Annotated in this window: 20 protein-coding genes and 1 pseudogene; 10 read left to right on the top strand and 11 right to left on the bottom strand. The window is 59.1% G+C overall.

Translation table 11 applies throughout. The features are described 5' to 3' along the window. Positions 1–71: 71 nt before the first annotated feature. From FHT71_RS30015 to FHT71_RS30005, 3 genes are read right to left on the bottom strand one after another with little or no spacing between them, the layout of a single operon-like run. Entirely contained in the window at positions 72–1340 is a 1269-nt protein-coding gene (locus tag FHT71_RS30015) for a glycerate kinase (protein WP_183723145.1), read from the bottom strand. Beyond that, positions 1337–2431 (bottom strand): tartrate dehydrogenase, encoded by a 1095-nt coding sequence (locus tag FHT71_RS30010; protein WP_183723143.1) that lies wholly within the window; start codon positions 2429–2431, stop codon positions 1337–1339. The genes FHT71_RS30015 and FHT71_RS30010 overlap by 4 nt, the downstream gene beginning before the upstream one ends. A gap of 23 nt (positions 2432–2454) precedes the next feature. After that, entirely contained in the window at positions 2455–3753 is a 1299-nt protein-coding gene (locus FHT71_RS30005) for an MFS transporter (RefSeq protein WP_183723141.1), read from the bottom strand. 128 nt (positions 3754–3881) lie between these two features. Here FHT71_RS30005 and FHT71_RS30000 point away from each other — a divergent pair, with 128 nt between their 5' ends. Next, positions 3882–4796 (top strand): LysR family transcriptional regulator, encoded by a 915-nt coding sequence (locus FHT71_RS30000; RefSeq protein WP_132593689.1) that lies wholly within the window; start codon positions 3882–3884, stop codon positions 4794–4796. Between the two features lie 50 nt (positions 4797–4846). After that, positions 4847–5071: a hypothetical protein gene (locus FHT71_RS29995; protein WP_165933181.1), complete on the top strand. Its 225-nt coding sequence runs from the start codon at positions 4847–4849 to the stop codon at positions 5069–5071. A 17-nt stretch (positions 5072–5088) separates the two neighbouring features. Here FHT71_RS29995 and FHT71_RS29990 read toward each other — a convergent pair whose 3' ends face one another. Next, positions 5089–6390, bottom strand: coding sequence for a glycosyl hydrolase family 28 protein (locus FHT71_RS29990; protein ID WP_183723139.1), 1302 nt, complete (start codon positions 6388–6390; stop codon positions 5089–5091). A gap of 218 nt (positions 6391–6608) precedes the next feature. Between FHT71_RS29990 and FHT71_RS29985 the strand changes: the two genes are divergently transcribed. Genes FHT71_RS29985 through FHT71_RS29975 form a run of 3 tightly spaced genes read left to right on the top strand, consistent with a single transcriptional unit; the run spans position 6609 to position 9615 of the window. Continuing rightward, the gene (locus FHT71_RS29985; protein ID WP_037084153.1) at positions 6609–7850 is read left to right on the top strand and encodes an extracellular solute-binding protein; all 1242 of its coding nucleotides are present in this window, start codon (positions 6609–6611) and stop codon (positions 7848–7850) included. Next, complete coding sequence (locus FHT71_RS29980) at positions 7847–8800, top strand: sugar ABC transporter permease (RefSeq protein ID WP_132593683.1); 954 nt, start codon at positions 7847–7849, stop codon at positions 8798–8800. Before FHT71_RS29985 ends, FHT71_RS29980 begins: the two co-directional genes overlap by 4 nt. Beyond that, the gene (locus tag FHT71_RS29975; RefSeq protein ID WP_007801375.1) at positions 8797–9615 is read left to right on the top strand and encodes a carbohydrate ABC transporter permease; all 819 of its coding nucleotides are present in this window, start codon (positions 8797–8799) and stop codon (positions 9613–9615) included. The genes FHT71_RS29980 and FHT71_RS29975 overlap by 4 nt, the downstream gene beginning before the upstream one ends. 122 nt (positions 9616–9737) lie before the next feature. Here the strand turns inward: FHT71_RS29975 and FHT71_RS29970 are convergent, their stop codons facing one another. Together FHT71_RS29970 and FHT71_RS29965 are read right to left on the bottom strand one after the other, a co-directional pair. Further along, the gene (locus tag FHT71_RS29970; protein WP_183723137.1) at positions 9738–11465 is read right to left on the bottom strand and encodes a GH116 family glycosyl hydrolase; all 1728 of its coding nucleotides are present in this window, start codon (positions 11463–11465) and stop codon (positions 9738–9740) included. Further along, positions 11462–12454, bottom strand: coding sequence for an ROK family protein (locus FHT71_RS29965; RefSeq protein WP_245505544.1), 993 nt, complete (start codon positions 12452–12454; stop codon positions 11462–11464). Before FHT71_RS29965 ends, FHT71_RS29970 begins: the two co-directional genes overlap by 4 nt. Positions 12455–12609: 155 nt before the next feature. Between FHT71_RS29965 and FHT71_RS29960 the strand changes: the two genes are divergently transcribed. Both FHT71_RS29960 and ugpC read left to right on the top strand, forming a co-directional pair. Beyond that, the gene (locus tag FHT71_RS29960) at positions 12610–13812 is read left to right on the top strand and encodes an ROK family transcriptional regulator (protein WP_132593679.1); all 1203 of its coding nucleotides are present in this window, start codon (positions 12610–12612) and stop codon (positions 13810–13812) included. A gap of 329 nt (positions 13813–14141) precedes the next feature. After that, on the top strand, positions 14142–15290 hold the full coding sequence (ugpC, locus tag FHT71_RS29955; RefSeq protein WP_183723135.1) for a sn-glycerol-3-phosphate ABC transporter ATP-binding protein UgpC: 1149 nt from the start codon (positions 14142–14144) through the stop codon (positions 15288–15290). Positions 15291–15566: 276 nt separating this feature from the next. Here the strand turns inward: ugpC and FHT71_RS29950 are convergent, their stop codons facing one another. The 5 genes from FHT71_RS29950 to FHT71_RS29935 all read right to left on the bottom strand — a co-directional run bounded on the left by FHT71_RS29950 (position 15567) and on the right by FHT71_RS29935 (position 18243). Then, a complete protein-coding gene (locus FHT71_RS29950; RefSeq protein ID WP_132593675.1) occupies positions 15567–15782 on the bottom strand; it encodes an NUDIX domain-containing protein in 216 nt (71 codons plus the stop codon). Then, complete coding sequence (locus FHT71_RS32405; RefSeq protein WP_348632832.1) at positions 15769–16041, bottom strand: hypothetical protein; 273 nt, start codon at positions 16039–16041, stop codon at positions 15769–15771. The genes FHT71_RS29950 and FHT71_RS32405 overlap by 14 nt, the downstream gene beginning before the upstream one ends. Positions 16042–16043: 2 nt before the next feature. Next, positions 16044–16298 carry an NUDIX domain-containing protein gene (locus FHT71_RS32400; protein ID WP_348632831.1) on the bottom strand — a complete coding sequence of 85 codons (255 nt, stop codon included), beginning with the start codon at positions 16296–16298 and terminating at the stop codon, positions 16044–16046. Positions 16299–16450: 152 nt separating this feature from the next. Beyond that, positions 16451–17017: a hypothetical protein gene (locus tag FHT71_RS29940; RefSeq protein WP_132593673.1), complete on the bottom strand. Its 567-nt coding sequence runs from the start codon at positions 17015–17017 to the stop codon at positions 16451–16453. After that, positions 17014–18243 (bottom strand): ATP-binding protein, encoded by a 1230-nt coding sequence (locus FHT71_RS29935; protein WP_183723133.1) that lies wholly within the window; start codon positions 18241–18243, stop codon positions 17014–17016. Before FHT71_RS29935 ends, FHT71_RS29940 begins: the two co-directional genes overlap by 4 nt. 243 nt (positions 18244–18486) lie before the next feature. Here FHT71_RS29935 and FHT71_RS29930 point away from each other — a divergent pair, with 243 nt between their 5' ends. The 3 genes and pseudogenes from FHT71_RS29930 to FHT71_RS29920 form a co-directional block, all read left to right on the top strand. Beyond that, positions 18487–18909 (top strand): transposase, encoded by a 423-nt coding sequence (locus FHT71_RS29930; protein WP_183723131.1) that lies wholly within the window; start codon positions 18487–18489, stop codon positions 18907–18909. Then, complete coding sequence (gene tnpB / locus FHT71_RS29925) at positions 18890–19243, top strand: IS66 family insertion sequence element accessory protein TnpB (protein WP_183723129.1); 354 nt, start codon at positions 18890–18892, stop codon at positions 19241–19243. Before FHT71_RS29930 ends, tnpB begins: the two co-directional genes overlap by 20 nt. A gap of 51 nt (positions 19244–19294) precedes the next feature. Further along, positions 19295–19476: pseudogene (locus FHT71_RS29920) on the top strand (IS66 family transposase); the annotation flags it as partial.

The following is a 19476-nucleotide window of genomic DNA, read 5'->3' as shown; positions in this document are numbered from 1 at the left end:
ACGGCGTCGGCACGATACCATGCCGCCGCGACATCTTCGCTCGGCGATTGCTTCGGATAAACATGATGCCTTTACCCTATAAGGATTGCGCGGATGTCGTTGACATTGGTGAGGGTTGGACCTGTGACCACGAGGTCACCGATCGCCGAAAAGGCGCTGTAGCTGTCGTGCCTGGCAAGAACCGAACGAGGAGCGACGCCCGAAGCCGCGATGCGTGCGAGAGTGTCGGGCGTGACGATTGCGCCAGCGGCATCCTCTGCTCCGTCGATTCCGTCGGTATCGCCGGCGATCGCCCAGACGCCCTCTATGCCGTCCAGTCCTATCGCAAGGCTCAAAAGGAACTCGGTGTTCCTGCCGCCGCGCCCGGTCGAATCCTTTGGAAGTGAGACCGATGTTTCTCCGCCGGACAGAATGACCGCCGGACCGTTGATCGGATGTCCTTTTGTCTTCGCCGAGATCGCAATGCCGGAGAGAACCGTGCCGACTTCTCTTGCCTCGCCCTGAAGTGCGTCGCCCAGGATGATGGGCGCGATTCCTTCTTCGCGGGCAACCTGCGTGGCAGCATCCAGCGCCATGGACGGCGACGCGATAAGTCTGACCTCCAGGTCGGTGGGCATTTTGAGAAGGGCAGAGCCACCCCTGTCCAGAACCGCTCGAGCAGCCGGCGGCAAAGTGAGCCGGTAACGCGAAATGATCTCCCTCGCATCGTCGACGGTGGTCCCGTCCGCCACGGTCGGGCCGGAAGCGATCTGTGACGGTTCGTCGCCAGGAACATCCGAAATGACCAAGGTGACAACTCGCGCCGGGTAGGCGGCAGCAGCAAGGCGTCCTCCTTTGATTCCGGAAAGTTGCTTCCGGACGATATTCATTTCCGAGATCGTCGCGCCGCTTGCGAGGAGCATCCGGTTGACGGCCTGCTTGTCTGCGAGCGTCATGCCGTCTGCGGGCGAGACGAGGAGCGAGGACCCGCCGCCCGATATCAGGGCCACGACAAGATCGTCGGGACCGAGCCCACGAAGGCTCGTCAGAATACGATCGGCTGCCCTCACGCTCATTTCGTCAGGAACCGGATGTGCCGCCTCGATGATCTCGATACGCCCGGCGGGCACCGCGTGGCCATAACGCGTCACTACCACGCCACTCAGTTCGACGTCGCTCCAGGCGGCTTCCAAGGCAGCCGCCATGGCGGCGGATGCCTTGCCCGCTCCGACTACGACGCATCGGCCGCTAGGGCGATCCGGAAGATGCTGGGCGACCACCTTGCTCGGATCCGCACTTGCTACTGCTGCGTCGAACATGCGGCGCAGCACCCGGCGGGCTGAAGCGTCGTTCCAGCTCATTCGGCCGCTGCCATCTTCAGGATGTTGGATCCGGCGATGGCTTCGCAGACCGCGTCGGTCACCTGCTTCGTGGTGGCCGTGCCGCCGACGTCAGGTGTGAGGATGCCCGCGTCGGTCACGCGTTCGACCGCGCTCATCAACCGTGCCGCCGCCTCGGGTTCTCCAAGATGTTCGAGCATCTGCGCTGCCGTCCAGAAAGTGGCGATCGGGTTTGCGATGCCCTTTCCCGTGATGTCGAAAGCCGAGCCGTGGATCGGTTCGAACATCGACGGAAAGCGACGCTCCGGATCAATGTTTCCGGTCGGAGCGACGCCGAGCGAGCCCGCAAGTGCGCCAGCAAGATCCGAGAGGATGTCGGCATGCAGGTTCGTCGCGACGATCGTATCGAGGCTCTGTGGCTTCAGTGTCATGCGGACAGTCATGGCGTCGACCAGCATCTTGTCCCAGGTCACGTCCGGAAATTCCTTGGAGACTTCTGCTGCGATCTCGTCCCACATGACCATGCCATGTCGCTGCGCGTTGGACTTAGTGACGACGGTGAGCAGCTTGCGTGGACGAGATTGTGCGAGCTTGAACGCGTAGCGCATGATGCGTGTCACTCCGACCCGTGTGAAAATGGCGACCTCGGTTCCTACCTCTTCTGGAAGGCCCTTGTGGGCGCGGCCTCCATGGCCGGAATATTCGCCTTCCGAATTCTCACGAACGATGACCCAATCGAGATCTCCAGGACCGCAGTTGCGCAGCGGCGGAGTGATGCCAGGGAGAATCTTTGTCGGTCGTACGTTCGCGTACTGGTCGAAGCCCTGGCAGATGGGGAGGCGAAGGCCCCAGAGGGTGATGTGGTCAGGAACGTCGGGCGCTCCAACTGCACCGAAGTAGATTGCGTCGAATTTCTTCAGCGTCTCCAGACCGTCCGCTGGCATCATCACGCCATGCTTCTTGTAGTAATCCGAACCCCAATCGAACGTTTCCGACTGGATCTTGAAGTCTCCGCTGCGCTTCTCGAGCGCCTCCAGAACCTGCAGGCCAGCTGCGATCACTTCCGGACCGATACCATCGGCGGGAATGGCGGCAATCTTGTATTCACGCATTTGTTTCTCTCCAGCTTGGAATATTAGTGTTGGACCGAGGTTGCTTGCCCGGGCTGGCGCGCTGCGCTCCTGGCCAGGAGCAGGGTGGTCAGGGCCGAGACTACGAGGAGTGCAGCGACGAAATACAGGCCACCTGCGAAACTGCCGGTAACGTCTTTTATCCAGCCGATCATGGAGGGCCCCACGAAACCGCCGAGGTTGCCGATCGAGTTGATCGTCGCGATCCCTGCGGCGGCGGCTGGGCCTGACAGGAAGAGTGTTGGCATGCTCCACAGCGGTGGCTTGGAGGCGCTGATCCCGATGTTGACGAGCGTCAGTGCCAATAGGACTGCGAAAACTGTGGTGGCACCGCTTGCGAAGGCGAGTCCGGCGGCGGCGAGCAGACATGCTCCCACGACGTGCCACGTACGCTCAGCCTTCTTGTCGGAGTTTCGCGCCCAAAGGATCATTCCCACGACCGCGAAGACAGCCGGGATCGCATTCACGAAGCCAACCTGCAACGAAGAAAGGCCAAAGCTTTTGATGATTTGGGGAGCCCAAATTCCGAGAGTATAGAGGCCCGCAGAGGTGCCGAAATAGACCAGGGACAAGGCAAGGACGCGAACGTCGATCAGACCCGCCCAGATGCTATGACTTGCCTTGGGTTTACCAGCTTGTTCTTGCTCCATCGTCTTAACGAGCCATGCGCGTTCGTCATCGCAGAGCCACTTCGCCTTTTCCGGGCGGTCCGTCAGGACGAACAGCACAACGACGCCCAGCACCAACGCCGGGATTGCTTCGATCACGAACATCCACTGCCAGCCGGCCAAGCCCCAGATCCCATGCATTTCCAGAAGCACGCCGGAAATCGGAGAGCCAATGGCGGTCGCAAGCGGTGCTGCAGCCATGAACATCGCCGTTACAGCCGCCCGGCGGCGGGCCGGAAACCAGTAGCTCAGGTAAAGGATGATGCCGGGGAAGAAGCCCGCTTCGGCCACGCCGAGCAGAAATCGTAGGACGTAGAAGCTTGTCGTCCCCTGGACGAGCGCCATGGCTCCGGAAACAAGGCCCCACGTGATCATGACGCGGGCGATCCAGATACGAGCCCCGACCTTGTTGAGGATCAAGTTGGATGGGACCTCAAACAGGAAGTAGCCCAGAAAGAAGATACCAGCGCCGACGCCGAAGACTGTCGATGTAAAACCGAGGTCTTGGTTCATCGTAAGCGACGCGAAGCCGATGTTCACACGGTCGATGAACGCGATGAGATAAAGAACCATGATGAATGGCACGATGCGCCATGTGATCTTGCGTAGTACGCGCGTTTCCAGATCGCTTGTCACAGCAAGCTCCTCCCTATGTTCGAGACATGCGCGTCCTCTCGCGCTGATCCGGGACTCTAGTTCTCCCTTTCCCTGGAATTAACAATCGGGTAATTATATAATTATTTGATATAATATCGGAGGCTGTCGTGGAACTCGAACAGCTAAGGTGTTTCGTCGCTGTGGCGGAGGAACTTCACTTCGGAAGAGCTGCCCAAAAGACGGGGATGCTGCCGGCGTCGCTCGGGCGACACGTCAGGTTGTTGGAAGAGTCGCTGGGCGCACAGCTTCTCAACAGAACGACGCGCAGTGTTAGCCTTACCGAGGATGGCGTGCTGCTCTTGCAGGAAGTCAAGCCGATCCTGGCCCGATTGGAGCATGTCGCCGAGACGTTTCTGGAAGCGCGGCACAAGCCCGCAGCCATTCTTCGGATCGGCGCGATCGACAGTGCGGCGGCCGGGCTCATCCCCTTGCTGCTACAGGATTTCCGGGAGATCGAGCCGGAAACCGTAACCCAACTCGTCGAAGACAAGTCAGTCCGGTTGATCCCGAAACTGCTCGCAGGACGGCTTGACCTCATAGTCATACGACCGAGAGAAGGGATCAGCAGGAGTCTGGTGGTGCAGCCGCTTTTTCACGAGACCGCCGTCGTCGCTGTTCCCGGCGACAGCCGACTTGCCTCGAACGAGACGGTGACAATCAGCGATCTCTCAAACGAACCTCTGATCGTACCCGAGCGGCGGTCACGCCCCCACAGTCACGATCTGACCATGACCCTGTTCTCCGACGTGGGCATGCGTCCGAGGATTGCGCAGATTGCTGACGAGAAGCAGACGATTATAAATCTGGTGGCTGCCGGGATCGGCTCCGCGATCGTACCACGCTGGACGTCCAAGCTCGCGGTTGCCGGCGTCTGCTACGTTCCGTTGGCACCAACTTCCGATGTGCCGATGGAGAAGTTGCCGTTGGCAGCAGCGTGGATGAAGGCTGTGCGGGATCCCACCAGAGACACACTGATTGATCTCCTGAGCCGGAACATCGAGCGCTACGCTGCGGAGGCTTGACAACTTCGAGCTTCAGCGCTCGTCACATAGATCTCTCGCACGATGGCCAAATGGCTCAGGAATGCGTCGACGCGGGCGGTGCGAATGGACTTGGGATTGAGGATGGCGACCACGTCGACGTCAGGAAGCGACCAGTCTTCAAGCAGCCGGATCAGTCGGCCCGCACGGATGTCTTCAAGGAGGCTCCATTCAGAATGTTCGATGACGCCAAGTCCTTCTACCGCCACGACCGCACCACCTCGCCATCACTCCTTATGAACCTTGTGCTTTTCTAGTGACCGGCGACAGGCGATCAGTCCTCAATGCAAAGGGCTATGCGGTTCCAGCCAGGCGGAAGGGGATCCGGACGCTGGACTTCAACATTGTCAAGTATGAGGTCGGCAGTGTTGTGCGCAAAGACGGCCGGCATGCCTCCCGGATAGTCGACAAGACCGATAATCCTTCCATCGGCGCCGCGCAGCCAGGCATTACCGCGACCCTCGACGTCCTTGGGTGGGGATAGGTCGACGTTTGTGGGGCGCAGGTCATATTGCTTGGCTGTTCCTAAGGGCCCCTCCTGCATCGTCAATTGGACGTTGCAAAGGGTTGTTCCGGCAATCCCACCGCTTCGCTCTGCGAAGAGATTGATAGGGCCGTGGCAGCGGCCGGTGACGTTCTCGACGCGGACATTGCTGACGAGGCCAGCGGGCACCTCCGGGCGACGATCAAGCTGCGTTATCGTTAGCGGTTCACCCGAACCCCAGAAGCCGTCGGCTGTCTCGTGGCAGTCGATCTCGATATCCGAGAAGACGACATTTTCGATGGCTCCGCCATCGCGCGAGAAAATACCGAGGGCTCGATTCGAGCGCCGCACTTTGGAGCGCATGAACCGAACGTCGCGGATGTCGCCAAAACTCTCTGTGCCTATCTTCAAAGCACAGCTGTTGCTCTCGACGACGCAATCTGAAACGTCGATATTCTGGCAATGTCCGATGCCGTGTTCGCTCCGGCTGGTTTTGAGGCAGATGCCGTCGTCAGCGGTGCTGATGACGACTTCGCTCACCGCAACGTCTACGCAGCTATCGATGACAATTCCGTCCGTGTTCGGAAGCTGCCGATTGTTGAACACTTTCATGCCGTTGATCATCACAGCGTTGCAGCGGACGAGGTGAACCGTCCACATCGGCGAATCCTCGATGACAAAGCCTTCGAGCCTGACGTTGCTGCAGTCCTCGAACACAATGACTCTCGGGCGCCTCTCGCTCGGTGTGTAGGTGCCGACGGTCCCATCGAAGCCGGTGTTGAAGGCGCCACCTGAAGCAACAATTTTACCTTTGCCTGATATCGCGACGTCATGTGCGTCCTGTGCCACGATGTAGGCGCGATTGGATCCCTCGGCGATCACACTCACCGAATTTCTCGCATAAAGCTCGTAGTCGGGAACGAATTCCAGCGTCGCACCTATCTCGATCGATAGAGTTACACCGCTACAAAGCCGGATCGGCCCCGATATGTGCCGTCCCGCCTGCAACAGAAGAGTTCCCCCGCCGACGGCAGCCAGCCTGTCGATGAAATGCTGTAGATCGGCGCCATTTGGTTCGACGGAAATGTCCATTGCGTTTCCTCTCATCTTTCCCAACAACTATGCCACGTCAATTTATTCGTCAACAGGACGAACTAATTGGATACGGTTGATCTTGTTTATGTTGACACCGCCGAAAACTCGTATTTAATTCGTCATGGTTACGAACAAACGCCCACTTCAAGGGAGTGTATAGTGGGTCGATCGTTCGCAGAGTTCTTGAAAAATGAGGAGCCAAGAAGGGGAACCCTATGAAACCGCTCAGGACATTGATGATGACAGCGGCTGCCATGGCGATGACGATTTCGCTGGCGGCAGCATCCGAACTAAAGATCGTCTGGTACGTTGACAACGATCAGGAAGAGGCGAACACGCGCGCCCTGCTCGAGCAGTACACGAAGCTGCATCCCGACACGACGTTCGATCTCGAAATCACCCCTTATGACGGGATGATCCAGAAATTCCAGCAGTATGCGGCCTCCGGCATCATGCCGGACTTGTCACTTACGTCATCGATGGAACCGGTCATCCGTCCTTTCCTGGTCGATCTCAACAAAGAGATCGGCCCTGAATGGATCAATGACTTCGTCAAGGGCTGGGGCGACGGCGCCAAGCTCGGCGACAAGGTGATCGCCGCGCCGCTGCGCGTGACCTCGACGGGCATCTTTCTGAACGCCGATGCCTTCAAGAAAGCCGGCGTTGCGATCCCGGATCAGGCGACCGGGTGGACCTGGGATGAATTCATTCCGAAGATCAAGGAAGTCGCCGAAAAGTCGGGTACCCGCTATCCTCTGGTATGGGACGTTTCGGCGAGCCGCTGGATCGTTCACGAGTATCAGTATGGCAACCACATCTATACGGAAAAGGAGCCTGTGAAGGTCGTCATGGACGAGGCAGCGTGGACGAGCACGCTCGACAAGTTCATCGACATCACCAAGGCCGCAATGCCCCCTGGCCTTTGGTCCGGCGCGAGCTCGGATAATCCGAAGGAAATCTTCACCGCCGGTCAGGCTGTCGCCTATATGTCGGGGAGCTGGCAAATCGCCGGATTGGCCGACAATGCACATTTTGCATGGCAGGCCGGCCCGACGCCACGGGGCACCGTTGCGTCGTCAATCTACGGGGGCGACTATATCGTGGCCTTCAACACGAGCCAGCATCTTCCGGAAGCGGTTGAATTCATCAAATGGATCACCTCGCCGGACATCCAGGCGCAGTATGCCAAGACCTTCGGCATGATCCCGGCAAATCTGAAGGCGCCAGCAGTCAAGTACGACAATCCGGCGGCGACCGAAGCGATCAAGGCAATGCAGAACGAGCTGAACGCCAGCCCGGCCTACGCGGCAACCGATCAGGCCTGGCCGCAAATGCAGGCTGTCTGGGGTACCGTGAAGACGGCTGTCACTCAGGCTGTTGCCGGCCAGATCTCATCCGCAGAGGCCATTTCGCAGATCAAGAAGGCAGCCGATGCCTCGCTTGAGGCCGGAAAGTGACGGCGGTCACCCTAGAAGATGGTCGTTCGGCACTGGGTCCCCACCCGGTGCCGAAAGGCCTGCGGGGCAGTCTGGCCAGCCTCGGCTGGCCTTACCTGCTCATGCTGCCCACAATGGCACTCCTCATCACCTTTACGCTCTATCCGCTGGTCCAGGGCCTGTTCATGGCCTTTTTCAAGCGGGGCGTGGTGGTTGTCCCACAGGTGCCAAGCACCTTGCCGCAGTACATCGGCTTGGAAAACTTCGTTGGGCTCTTAAGCAATGCCGATTTTCAGAATTCATTGCTCAAGACGGTCCTTTTCGTTGTCATTGCAGTTCCGCTGAACATTGTCGTCTCGCTGGCGCTGGCTCTTCTTCTGTCGCCTCAGACCAAGCTGTTTGCGGTTGTCCGCACGATTGTCTTTTTCCCTTCCATGATCAGCCTGCTGATCATCGGTGTTGCCTGGCGGTGGCTCTTCGGCCTCAACAACGGCCTGGTCAACTACCTGCTCTCTCTGGTCGGAATTGCGCCGGTGCCATGGCTGGAGCAGGACACGATGGCCCAGGTCGCTGTCGTCATAGCCTGGGTGTGGGCGCAAGCCGGCTTCAACATGATGATTTTCATAGCCGGCTTGACGGCAATTTCCATCGACTACTACGAAGCCGCCTCGATCGACGGCACCAGCAAGTGGCGGCAGTTCACCCATATCACGCTCCCACTCCTCAAGCCGACGCTGGCAGTCGTCTTGGTGCTGTCCTCGATCGAGGCCTTCAAGGTCTATGAACTCGTGGTGTCCCTGACCGGCGGCGGTCCGGGCAAGGCGACGGTCTACCTCATTCAGACAATCTACGACACTGCCTTCCAGAAGCCCATGCAGGCCGGCGTCGCGGCCGCCCAATCAGTGGTGCTGTTCATCATCCTGTTGCTTTTGACGATCTTCCAGCTACGTGTATCGCGGGGTGAAAAATGACGCGCATCTACACTCCCTGGCGATTGATCTTCGTCACACTGACGCTGTTCGTCTTCGTGATGCCGCCGGCCTGGCTGTTCCTGTCGTCGTTGAAGTCGCAGCAGGAGATCTTCCAGTGGCCGCCGACCATTTTTCCGGCGCAGCCGACGCTGCAGAACTTCATCGACACGGTGTCGCGCGCGAAGTTTCTTGTCTTCTTCCGCAATTCGGCTGTTGTCTCAGTGCTCTCGGCGTTTCTCTCCGTCACCATCAGCGTGATGGCCGGCTACGCGCTCGCGAAGTTCAGATTTAAGGGAGATACGCTTTTCTTCCTGCTCATCATGTCGTCGTTGATGGTGCCGTTGCAGATCGTCATGATCCCGGTCTTTCTGGTGCTGCGGGATCTCAATCTTCTCGACACGCTGGCAGGCATTATTATCGCGCCGGCGGCAACCCCGACCGGGGTCTTCCTCATGCGGCAATACATCACCAACATTCCTGACAGCCTTCTGGAGGCGGCACGTCTTGACGGTACGCCGGAGTGGCGAATCCTGTGGCGGATCATCGTACCGCTTGCCATACCCGCGATCGGCACGTTGCTTGCCTTCAATCTGGTGTGGCGTTGGAACGACTATCTCTGGCCATTCCTCATCATCAGCGATCAGGATAAATGGACCGTTCAGGTTGCGCTTGCCAACACTGTCGGGCGCTTCGGCATCAACTGGCCGCGGCTGCTGTCCATGTCGGTGCTGTCGGTGCTGCCCGTGCTTGTGATGTTTACGGCGTTGCAGCGCATGCTGATGAGCGGCCTGATGGCAGGCGCGACAAAGGAATAAGGTTGCACCCACCAACTGAACTTCAAAAGCCGCCTCAAGGCGGCTTTTCTGTATGATGCTTCCCACAAAAAAAGGCCGCCCGTGAGGGCGGCCAGTTGGGGAACCTAACCGGCTGTTGCCGGTCATTTGTGCTTGTAGAAAAGTGCAGCGGCCGCCGGCATGCTGCTCCATCCCTGAAGCAGCGAGCCGCGACCCCAAGGAGGCGAGAAATATTCGACGGCGCCCATCCAACCCTCCTCAAGGCAGGTCCTCCACCACCGCAAGAGCGGGTAGTCGGCGCCGTCCAAGCCATGGGCCAGGAGTTGCTCCGCATAGAGGCCTGAAAGATAGGGCCAGTCCGAACCATTGTGATAGCGGTAAGCGAAATAGGACTTCTCGCGCGTATCTTTCGGACGCTTGAATGGCGGGAAGGCGCAAAGCACGCCCCAATCGCCGTAGGGCTGTTTGTTGTTATTGCGACTTTCCAGGGTCTGCTGGACGCGGGCAAGTACGCTCTTTGCTCTTTCGGGAGAGACCGCTTTGAAGCGAAGCAGCGTCAGGCTGTCAAGCGTCAGGTGATCTTCGACGAAATCCGTTTTTGTCCCGTAGTCTGCGTAGGTGCCGCTGGGCTGCAACAGTGCCTGGTCTAGCGAAGCGCGTGCTTTTTGCGCCATGGCAGCCGCCCTCGATGCAACCGCCTCATCAAGCGACACGCCATGCTGCGCGATGACGTCGAGCGCGCCGATCCAAAGGCCGAGATCATAGGCAACATAGCCATGGCGATAAACGTTGTCGGCCCAGTCGCGATCGTGGCGTGGCTTTATCGGCAAGCCGTTTCCTGCCGCGTCGAACCCGCAATAGCGATCGAAGATCGTCACCACCTTGTCCCAATAGAGCGTAAGGGGGGAACTGTCACCGGTTGTCCTGATATAGTCGCCGATCGCCAAGACAAAGAAGAGCGGGCTGTCGAAGTGATCGCTCCACCAATCGCCAGGCCGAAGGTGCTCCTCTTTGATCCTTGGATGCGTTTGCCGTACTTTCTCCCATTCTTCGGCCTGTCCGGGACCTGTCAGGATGACGCCGCTCGGCGCTTCTCCGTTCGGCTGGACGCCCCGTGCAAGAAGGTCGATCTGAGCGCGGACCGCCTGAGGTTCCCGGTCGAGGAGGGCCTGGAGCGTCCAATAACCGTCACGATAGTATGTGCGAGCCGGCGCGCTATAGGCCTGGCCAGCGGCAAGGCCGGCAAAGGCGCCATGCTCGTCCTGCCGTATACTGGAGAGGGCGGCATGCAGGCTCTGCGAGATCATGCTGCGCATCAAAGGATCCGTTTCCGGCATAGCATCGCAGCGCGTTACATAGGCATTCGCCTCGGCGATCAGTTGTGTCTCTTCCAGCTTGAGAGCTGCCAGTGCCTCCTCCATCGTCGCGCCGGCGGTCACGAATATCCCGCTGGATCTCTGCTCGGCGATGGCGACGCCCCAACCGGTACGGGCAATACGGCGACTGCCTGTCCGCTCCACCGGTTCGCGTTTTGCCACACTGCCCCACCAGGCGCAGCGCCGGGCGGGAATAAAGGTCCGCAGCTTTGCGCCCTTCAAGAAAAGTGCTGGCGCCGATTGGGCCACATAGAGTCCCCCATCATGCGTTTCAACGCGGTTCGGGGCATAGGTAAAGGGGGCGCTCCATCCGGTAAAAGTCAGATTTGCCAGTTTGCCGGCGCCCCAAAGTGAAAGCTCGAGCTTGCCTTCCGGGCGGCAATCGCCCTGCAGACGCGGAGCCATGAAGGGGACGAGCACAGGCGCAGTGGAACGAAGCTGTCCGTCCGCGAGCGGCGCCAGAACTTGGTGCTTCACTTGTTGTGGCGCGCTCATTGGACGGCCTCCCGTTGTCCAAGATTTTCAATGCTTGCAAGGTCGTTGAGACCAAGCATGAGAGCTCCGAGCATGCCGGCCTCCGGGCCAATGCCAGTTGCCTCTATCTGCGTCGCAAATGGCAGCAACACCGATACATGCCGTGTAACAGCGTTGACAAATTCCCGTCGCGAGCCAATGCCGCCACCCAGCACGATGAGGGCGGGATCGAAGAGAGCTTGCACGGAAGCTATGCCAACCGAAGCGGATTTCGCGAGCGTCTCGATAACCGCGGCAGCTTGCGCATCTCCGTCTGTGGCGCGAGCGAAGATCTCGGCCACCGGCAAGGTGCCATCGCCATAGAGGCTGCGCACCGCGGGCGAATCGACCTGGTCCTCAAAGAGGCCCGCGCGGGCGTACGGTGCCGTCTGGTGCGGATTGGCACCGAGTGGCAGCAAGCCAAGTTCCCCCGCCCGTCCATGTTGGCCGCGGAAAAGCATTCCACCGACGACGAGCCCCATGCCGACACCGGTTCCGAAGGCGACGAATGCGAGGGAATCGCGATTGCGTCCCTTGCCGAGAGTGGCCTCAGCGTAAGCTGCGAGGTTGACGTCGTTCTCGACCACGACAGGGCAGGGCAGTGCCTGTGCGAGGAGCGCGGCAAGTGGCCGATCCGATGGAATTGCTAGATGGGGAGAAAGGGAAGCGAGCCCTGTCGACGGCGATACCGCGCTCGGTACGCCGACCACGGCCTTAAGCAGAGGGCCTGGTTCCCGATGCTGTTGCAGCAGAGACAGGATCATCCGTGGAATTTGCCTCAAGACTGGTGCCTCGGAACCATGTTCCGTCGGTTCTTCGGCCTTTGCCAAAATCCGCCCTTCAAGATCGGCTAGACCCACCAGGATTTTCGTTCCACCCAGATCGACACCAGCAACGACGCCCGCACCGCCTGCCCGGCAGGGCTGATGTGCCTGTCGCAAGCCAGACGCAATGGTTGAAATATTTGACAAACTCAGTCCTCTGCGATATTTGTTCGGCAGGTTGACGAATTTATTATTGCCGCGTCGGAGGACTGTCAACAAGCAGTTTGAAATCGGCGGGCTTTCATGGAAGAAGCAAATCACCGGTACAACGATGAAGACGGATCTGGCGGGATAGCTCGACGATGGCACTAACCGAAAACGCGCCTCCCGTATTGCGGCAGATTTCTGTTCGCGCCGTTATGGATGTTCTGCTTCACGCCGGCCCCACGTCGCGTGCGGAGCTCTCCAAGATTACGGGTCTCTCGAAGCAGACGATGTCCGAGGTTATCCGGACGCTGGAGGAAGGCGGGTGGGTCCGGGAAAAGGGCGTCACAAGCGGGCGCATTGGCCGCACCGCCATTACCTATGAGGTCAATGGCGACGCCGGATATGCCGTCGGTATCGACATGGGGGCGACAACAACGCGTATCGTGCTCGGTAATATTGGCGGAAGCGTTGTCGGCGAAATCGACTACCCATCCGATCGCCGCGGTGGTTATTACCTGATCGATCAGGTGGACGCGATGCTGTCGAAAATGCTTGCGGACATGGGTATCGCCCGGGAGCGTGTGCTCGTAACGGCAATTGCGACGCCGGGCGTTGTCGACCCGGTCACCGGCGCGCTCTCCATGGCGCCAAATCTGGTCGATATCGGTGGAATCGATATCGGCCGGACGCTGAGCGACAGGCTGGGCTGTCCTGTCGTCCTTGAAAACGATGTCAACGCAGCTGTCATCGGGGAGTCCTGGCAGGGATGCGCGACCGCAATCGATTCCGTCGCTTTCATATCGCTGGGGACAGGTATCGGACTGGGCGTGCTGCAGGACGGCAAGCTGATGCGCGGTGCGAGCGGCGCGGCAGGCGAAATCTCCTACATACCGTTCGGCGCAGACCCATATGCCGAAGACAGCCTTGAGCGCGGCGCCTTGGAATGCGCGATCGCGGCCCAAGGGATCAGCGCGCTCTACGCCCGCTTGGGAGGCGCGAAGGATACTTCGGTGCGCGATATTCTGGCGCTTGCCGAAGAAGACGATCCGCGCGCGGTCGAGGTGATCGGCAAGGTATCGGACATCGCTGCCCTCCTCGTCGTTTCCGTCAATGCGATCGTCGACCCGAAGACCGTCGTTCTCGGCGGCAGCATCGGGCGCCATCCGCTGATTGCCGAACGTGTTCGGCAAGGCATTACGAAAGCCAGCCGTCGTGCCATCGACGTCAAGGCCAGTGTTCTCGGTGGCAGGGCAACACTGCTGGGCGCGTTGGCGATTGGTCTAAACCATGTCCACAATCTGCTCTTCTCGCCGCAGACCCTGCCGGAGCAGCGGCGTCTCCCACCGCCGCCACTCTGATTTTCAGGCCCCTTCCGTGCCAGTCGGAAACACTCGTTGTACCAGCTGACGAGACCGGCGTGATGACGATACCAGCGCCGACGAACATGAAGGTAGTCGACACCTCCCCACGATCAGATGGAGCGGGCGCAAGCCGTCCAGGATGAGGCTTCGCCGAGAAAATCCTATCTGCGGGGGGAAGAGCCGATCTGACCGTATCGTAGAAAATTACGTTCGTCATCTTGACGAACTAATTGCTTCCACGCAAACTGGCACCACCGAAAGGGACGGCATTCGACCGCTCGGTGCGCCCGTGGTTGCCTCCAGATGCAGCACAAAGGAATGAATTCATGGCCGGTCTCAAGTTGAAGGACGTCAAGAAGAGCTTCGGCCATCACGCAATCCTTCATGGTGTGGATCTCGATGTAGGCGAGGGCGAATTCGTCGTGCTCGTCGGTCCTTCCGGTTGCGGCAAGTCAACGTTGCTTCGCCTCATTGCCGGCCTCGAAAGCGTGTCCGCGGGCCAGGTCATCATTGGCGACAACGATGTGACGGCGGCATCACCCGGGGATCGCGGGATCGCGATGGTATTTCAATCCTATGCTCTTTACCCGCACATGACCGTTGCGAAGAACCTTTCCTTCGGTCTCGAGAACCTCAAGATGAGTCGGGCCGAGATCGACCAACGCGTGATCGAAGCGGCAAGAATGCTGGCAATCGAGCCTCTTCTCGACCGACGGCCGAAGCAGCTCTCAGGCGGCCAGCGGCAACGGGTGGCGATCGGTCGGGCGATTGTCAGGAACCCCAAGTTGTTTCTTTTCGACGAGCCGCTGTCCAACTTGGATGCCGCGCTTCGTGTGCAGACACGAGGGGAGATCAGCCGCCTTCACAAGCGGCTCGGCGCAACAATGGTCTATGTCACGCATGATCAGATCGAAGCGATGACCATGGCGGACCGCATCGTCGTCCTCAATGCAGGACGGGTCGAGCAGGTCGGCACTCCGCTGGAGCTCTTCGACGCTCCTGCCAACAAGTTCGTCGCAGGCTTCATCGGTTCGCCGCAGATGAATTTCTTCGAAGGAACGCTTGTCGGCGCAGGTTCGGGGCATCTCGTAGTCGACGTTCCGGGCTTTGGCCGTCTGGATATTCCAGCCGAGCTCGGGGCGGCGACAGTCGGCGAGGCTGTGATCCTCGGCGTCCGGCCGAGTCATTTCGAACTCGCTAAAGGCAAGGGCGCAGTCGGATATCCGATCCGCTTGGACGTCGATTATGCAGAAAGCATCGGCACCGACACCTATGTGTATGGAATGGTCGAGGGTAGCAGGACGGCCACAATCGTCCACCTGCCGGATCATGTTGCGATCAAAGACCGTTCATCGCTTGCTCTCGTCGTCGAACCTGCGCGCTTTCACCTGTTTCGAACCGAAACGGGCAGCTCCTTTGCGAAATTGCCTCTCAGTGCGGGCAACCTTGCCAAAGCCGGCGACGCCAGGGCCTAAGAGCCCCACAGTTTCATGAGCTGCTCTTGGCTGCCGGACACATAATCGCCGTTTGTGTGAGTGCCTCGGCGCGAAATCCCTCATCGTGTGCCCTGGTTATACGGAGCATCGTATCTGCAAGGCGTTCGCACTCATCGCTGAGTAAGCCCGGCAGGCTCAGCGGATGCCAGAAGAACGAGAACGTATGCCCGTGGTCATCCTCGGCAGCATGGTTCCATCTGTCGGGCAAATCCGACGCATGCCACACGAAGAAATGCCAAACGGTACCGTCTGCCCCTACTTTCTTGCTTCCCAGAGTTCCATCGCTGATAGGCTGACCAACCCGCTCTCTTCACGAAGTTCGCGTTCGGCGGCATCTCGCGGATGCTCGGCCTTCTCGATTGTCACTTTGACAAACTGGTTTCCCGCCAATGGATGCTTGAAGGCGAGAACTTCGATCCCGCCGTCAGTTGCCCGAGTGACAATGGCGCAAGCTTTCTCAATCTTGGTCATGTCGCATGAAAGGCTTCAAAGTACCGTGCGTGTCAACGCCGCAATAGGCCGACACCGCCAATTGCGGATATCCTACAAAGCCGATTTTAAGACCCATCGGGTAAGGTTTAGTGAACCCTTCGATATCGAGTTCCCCCAGTGCGTACCAGCGTGCGATCTCCGGGGTGCCGTCGCTCTCGTGAAAGTCTATGTGGTCGCAGTGTTGGAATTCTCCGGAAGGAAACTCCACCTCAAACACAGAAACGACTTCGTGGCCCATCCTCACCCGCATGGGGTGTATAGGTTCTCAATGACGAGCGGGCCACTGACAAGGCGGATCTCGACGCCAAGCTCTTCTTTGAATTCACGTCGAACGGCAGCTTCGGCTCGCTCTCCGAATTCGACACTTCCGCCAAGCGGACGTCCCGTGACTCGACCGCTATCGTCACGAACCTCGGCAGCAAGAAGACGGCCGTCGCGCCAGTGCAGACCGATGGCTTTCACTCTAATTCGATTACTTGGACGGCAAGTGTTCATGGGAGCCACACATAATAAGTGGGGAGCCATGTCCGCCGCAATGGGCCGATTCCGGAATGTCCGATTCGGGAGGTGCATGTGGTGAAACTGCCGTTGCTTCCGACTGACACCTGCCGACGCTCATTGAGCGGAAGTCGCGCGTATTCCGATTGCTAGAGCACCCCGATACAGCGCAGCAGCGCCTGCAGTTCGGCCTCGACACCTGCCGCCCGCAGGACGGCATCACGATCAATCCGGCGCGCCAGATTGGCGCGCGTCATGGGTTTTTTGTATTCCGGCCACTCCTTTTCGAGCGCCTTAATCGCCCCCGGTGTATCGGGCGGGCGGTTGGCCGACTTGCCCTCAAGATGGCGCAGCAGTACTGCCTCAAAACAGGGGCGTTGCCAGAGGATCGTGATCCCGTTGTCGGCCGCGAGCTTTCGCGTTCGCTCGGCGCGCTGCGGCTCGCGCTCGGCCTGGTCAAAATCCAAAAGCGCGAAGCGTTCCGCGGGGGCACTGCGTTTCCTCTGGAGCAGCTTCAGGCGAAGCACCGCCATTTCGATACGCGACAGGGGATCGCCGGTCCCCGGCCCCAATTCGTCAATATGCAGGTGCACCGGCAAATTGGCGTCGCGGATCAGGTCTTGCAGAAAACCGGCATAACCGACTTCTGACGCGCCCTCGCAGCCGATATATACTGGACGGCGAAGCTCAATATACGGCGGGCGACGACGGCTCATCCGAGGTGTGGAACCCCGCCGTAAGCACCACTGAGATATTTGCGATAGTGGTTCTCGTCGCGGCGCACCTTCACGTCCATGAGGCTGTAAAAGTGGCTGCGACCCTGGCGGTCCTTCTCGCAGATCACGATTTCCTCCTTGTTGAGATCATCGAGCAGCGAGGCCGAATGGCAGGAAAGCCAAAGCTGTGCGTTGAGCTTGTTGCGCCCCGAAGCCACATAGAACCAACGCACCAGTTCGGGCAGCATGTTCGGATGAATGGCCGCATCCATTTCGTCGATCACGGCGATACCACCCGTATCGAACGCGCTCATGATGAACGGGAACATCTTAATAAAGGCCCGCGTGCCGTGACTTTCCATCAGCCAAGGCATTTCGACCGCAAGCCCCGCGTGTTTGAACAGCAGCAGTGGCCCGTCGTCCGTATGCTGAAAGCGCATCCCTTCCACGCCCACGTCGATGCGGCTTAGCTCATCCTTCAGTCGCGAGACGACGTTGGGCTGGTTTTTCAGATAGTCGATCACGTCGCGATCGACGAAGGAGTGCACAGGCTCAATCTGGAAAAAGGCCTTACGCGCAGTATCCACGAGAAGCTGCGCAGTCGGGTGCTGGAATTTCGCGAACGACGACAGCACCGTATGATTGCCGGCGAGCGTCTTCATGAGGTGCTGGAAGCCCGAGAGGCTGAAGACTTTGGAGTCCTTCACCTTGCCCTCGCCATCGCGCTCATAGACGCGCTGCCATTTCCCTTGGCCGTTCGGCTTCTGGCGTAGCGCCTCGGACGCGATCCGCACCGCGAGCCCTTCCTTAAGTTCGATTTCCAGTTCGTAGCGGTAAATGCCTTGCTCGACCTTTTCGCCGGTCATGGCGCGCCGAAAGACTTCCGGCGTCAGGTTCATGATCCCGCCAAGCTCGATCGCGAACCGGATCGGCCGATTTGCGGATTCCACGTCGTTGAAACGCTCGATGCCGGCGAAGCCTGGCGCCGTCCGCGCTACGCTGTCGCGGATCATCGTCACGACGAATTCGAGCGCGCGCAACACCGTGGTTTTACCGGACGCGTTCGCGCCATAGAGCGCGACGACCTTCGGCGCGCGCACGTCCGCGCCCTCGAAGATGGGGGCATAACGGCCTTCAGGATCAGGCACTTTTCCATCCACGGTCAGGTCGAGTACCTGCGGATCGCGGATGGAGAAGAAGTTTTCGACCTCTAGCTTGTAGAGCATAGGATACCTCGTTTACGGCTAAAATAGCATCTTTGACGAGATTTCGTCAATAATCCGATTATAGGACGATTCAGCATGGTTCGATGTCAATCGCCGGTTTCCACGACGAGGCTCGACAACTTCGCATCGCCCAACAATCCTTGCCATCCGCCACGCCAAGTGTAAGCGCGAATTTCGGTGCGCCTTTTGAGGCGCAGCGCTCTGAGGCATGAAGTGTCCACCAAAATAGGTGGACACCAAATCATGGATGAAGATGCTCCTAAACTGCAGGTGCGGCTTGTTGGTCGCGACGGCCGCCGTCGATATGACCCTGCCTCCCGAGATCAGCTTGTCGCAGCGTGTTTAGAGCCCGGCGTTTCGGTCTCGCGTCTAGCTCTGGAGCACGGCGTCAATGCCAATCTCGTTCGCAAGTGGGTGAAGAGAGCCAGAGAGGATCGTGGTTTACCTGTGGTCTCGGCGTTCGTTCCGGTTCAGATAGCTGCGGATATGCACTCGTCTTCTGCCAGCGGTCCACTGACGAAGGCGGAGCCGGCCGGCAAACGATCTCATGCATCCAAGCTGAGCGCGGTGCTGCCGAACGGGGTCAGCCTGACGGTGGAATGCAGCGATGTCGATGGCTTGGCGGCGATCATAGGAGCGTTGGGTCATGTTCAGACTGGGCGCTGATCTCAAGGTCTACCTCCATCGGAAGCCCATCGACTTCCGTGCGGGCATCAACAGCCTTGCGGTTCTGGTGCAAGAGGTGATGGAGCTGGATCCCTTTGCTCCATCGGTGTTTGCCTTTTGCAATCGCCGTCACGACCGGATGAAGCTTCTGTTCTTTGATCGGTCCGGTTTTGTGATGGTGCTGAAGAAATTGACGGAAGACAGGTTCCGTTGGCCCCGCCGGGAGGTGCCGGTCGTTGTGCTGACGACAGAACAGCTTCACTGGATTCTCGACGGCATCGATATCGATGCGATGATCCGCCATCCCGTACGGCAGTATCAGATCGCCGGCTGAGGATGGCGAATTGCGATTGACGCGCAGGGACGGTTCAGATTCAAGAATCTGATGACTCGCACCGGCGAACCGAGCATTGCAGAACTGATGGCGCAATTGGCAGCCAATGCTGCCGAAATCGCTGCGCTCAAAGCCGAGAAGGAAGCGCTCTCGCAGCGGGTCGTCAAGCTTGAAGAAGAACTGGCACTGGCAAAGCTCCATCGCTTTGCACCCCGCAGCGAAAAGCACATTGA

Source organism: Rhizobium sp. BK060 (genome assembly GCF_014193145.1).
In the GTDB taxonomy this organism is placed as follows: Bacteria; Pseudomonadota; Alphaproteobacteria; order Rhizobiales; family Rhizobiaceae; genus Rhizobium.
This window is presented reverse-complemented; position numbering and strand designations above follow the sequence as displayed.

What these genes read in the sequence shown, in the direction of transcription:
- FHT71_RS30015 (WP_183723145.1), bottom strand. Translation starts at nt 1,340, where the DNA reads ATGAGCTGGAACGACGCTTCAGCCCGCCGGGTGCTGCGCCGCATGTTC.
- FHT71_RS30010 (WP_183723143.1), bottom strand. Translation starts at nt 2,431, where the DNA reads ATGCGTGAATACAAGATTGCCGCCATTCCCGCCGATGGTATCGGTCCG.
- FHT71_RS29995 (WP_165933181.1), top strand. Translation starts at nt 4,847, where the DNA reads ATGGCTCAGGAATGCGTCGACGCGGGCGGTGCGAATGGACTTGGGATT.
- FHT71_RS29990 (WP_183723139.1), bottom strand. Translation starts at nt 6,390, where the DNA reads ATGGACATTTCCGTCGAACCAAATGGCGCCGATCTACAGCATTTCATC.
- FHT71_RS29985 (WP_037084153.1), top strand. Translation starts at nt 6,609, where the DNA reads ATGAAACCGCTCAGGACATTGATGATGACAGCGGCTGCCATGGCGATG.
- FHT71_RS29975 (WP_007801375.1), top strand. Translation starts at nt 8,797, where the DNA reads ATGACGCGCATCTACACTCCCTGGCGATTGATCTTCGTCACACTGACG.
- FHT71_RS29970 (WP_183723137.1), bottom strand. Translation starts at nt 11,465, where the DNA reads ATGAGCGCGCCACAACAAGTGAAGCACCAAGTTCTGGCGCCGCTCGCG.
- FHT71_RS29960 (WP_132593679.1), top strand. Translation starts at nt 12,610, where the DNA reads ATGGCACTAACCGAAAACGCGCCTCCCGTATTGCGGCAGATTTCTGTT.
- ugpC (WP_183723135.1), top strand. Translation starts at nt 14,142, where the DNA reads ATGGCCGGTCTCAAGTTGAAGGACGTCAAGAAGAGCTTCGGCCATCAC.
- FHT71_RS29950 (WP_132593675.1), bottom strand. Translation starts at nt 15,782, where the DNA reads ATGACCAAGATTGAGAAAGCTTGCGCCATTGTCACTCGGGCAACTGAC.
- FHT71_RS32405 (WP_348632832.1), bottom strand. Translation starts at nt 16,041, where the DNA reads ATGGGCCACGAAGTCGTTTCTGTGTTTGAGGTGGAGTTTCCTTCCGGA.
- FHT71_RS32400 (WP_348632831.1), bottom strand. Translation starts at nt 16,298, where the DNA reads ATGAACACTTGCCGTCCAAGTAATCGAATTAGAGTGAAAGCCATCGGT.
- FHT71_RS29940 (WP_132593673.1), bottom strand. Translation starts at nt 17,017, where the DNA reads ATGAGCCGTCGTCGCCCGCCGTATATTGAGCTTCGCCGTCCAGTATAT.
- FHT71_RS29935 (WP_183723133.1), bottom strand. Translation starts at nt 18,243, where the DNA reads ATGCTCTACAAGCTAGAGGTCGAAAACTTCTTCTCCATCCGCGATCCG.
- FHT71_RS29930 (WP_183723131.1), top strand. Translation starts at nt 18,487, where the DNA reads ATGGATGAAGATGCTCCTAAACTGCAGGTGCGGCTTGTTGGTCGCGAC.
- tnpB (WP_183723129.1), top strand. Translation starts at nt 18,890, where the DNA reads ATGTTCAGACTGGGCGCTGATCTCAAGGTCTACCTCCATCGGAAGCCC.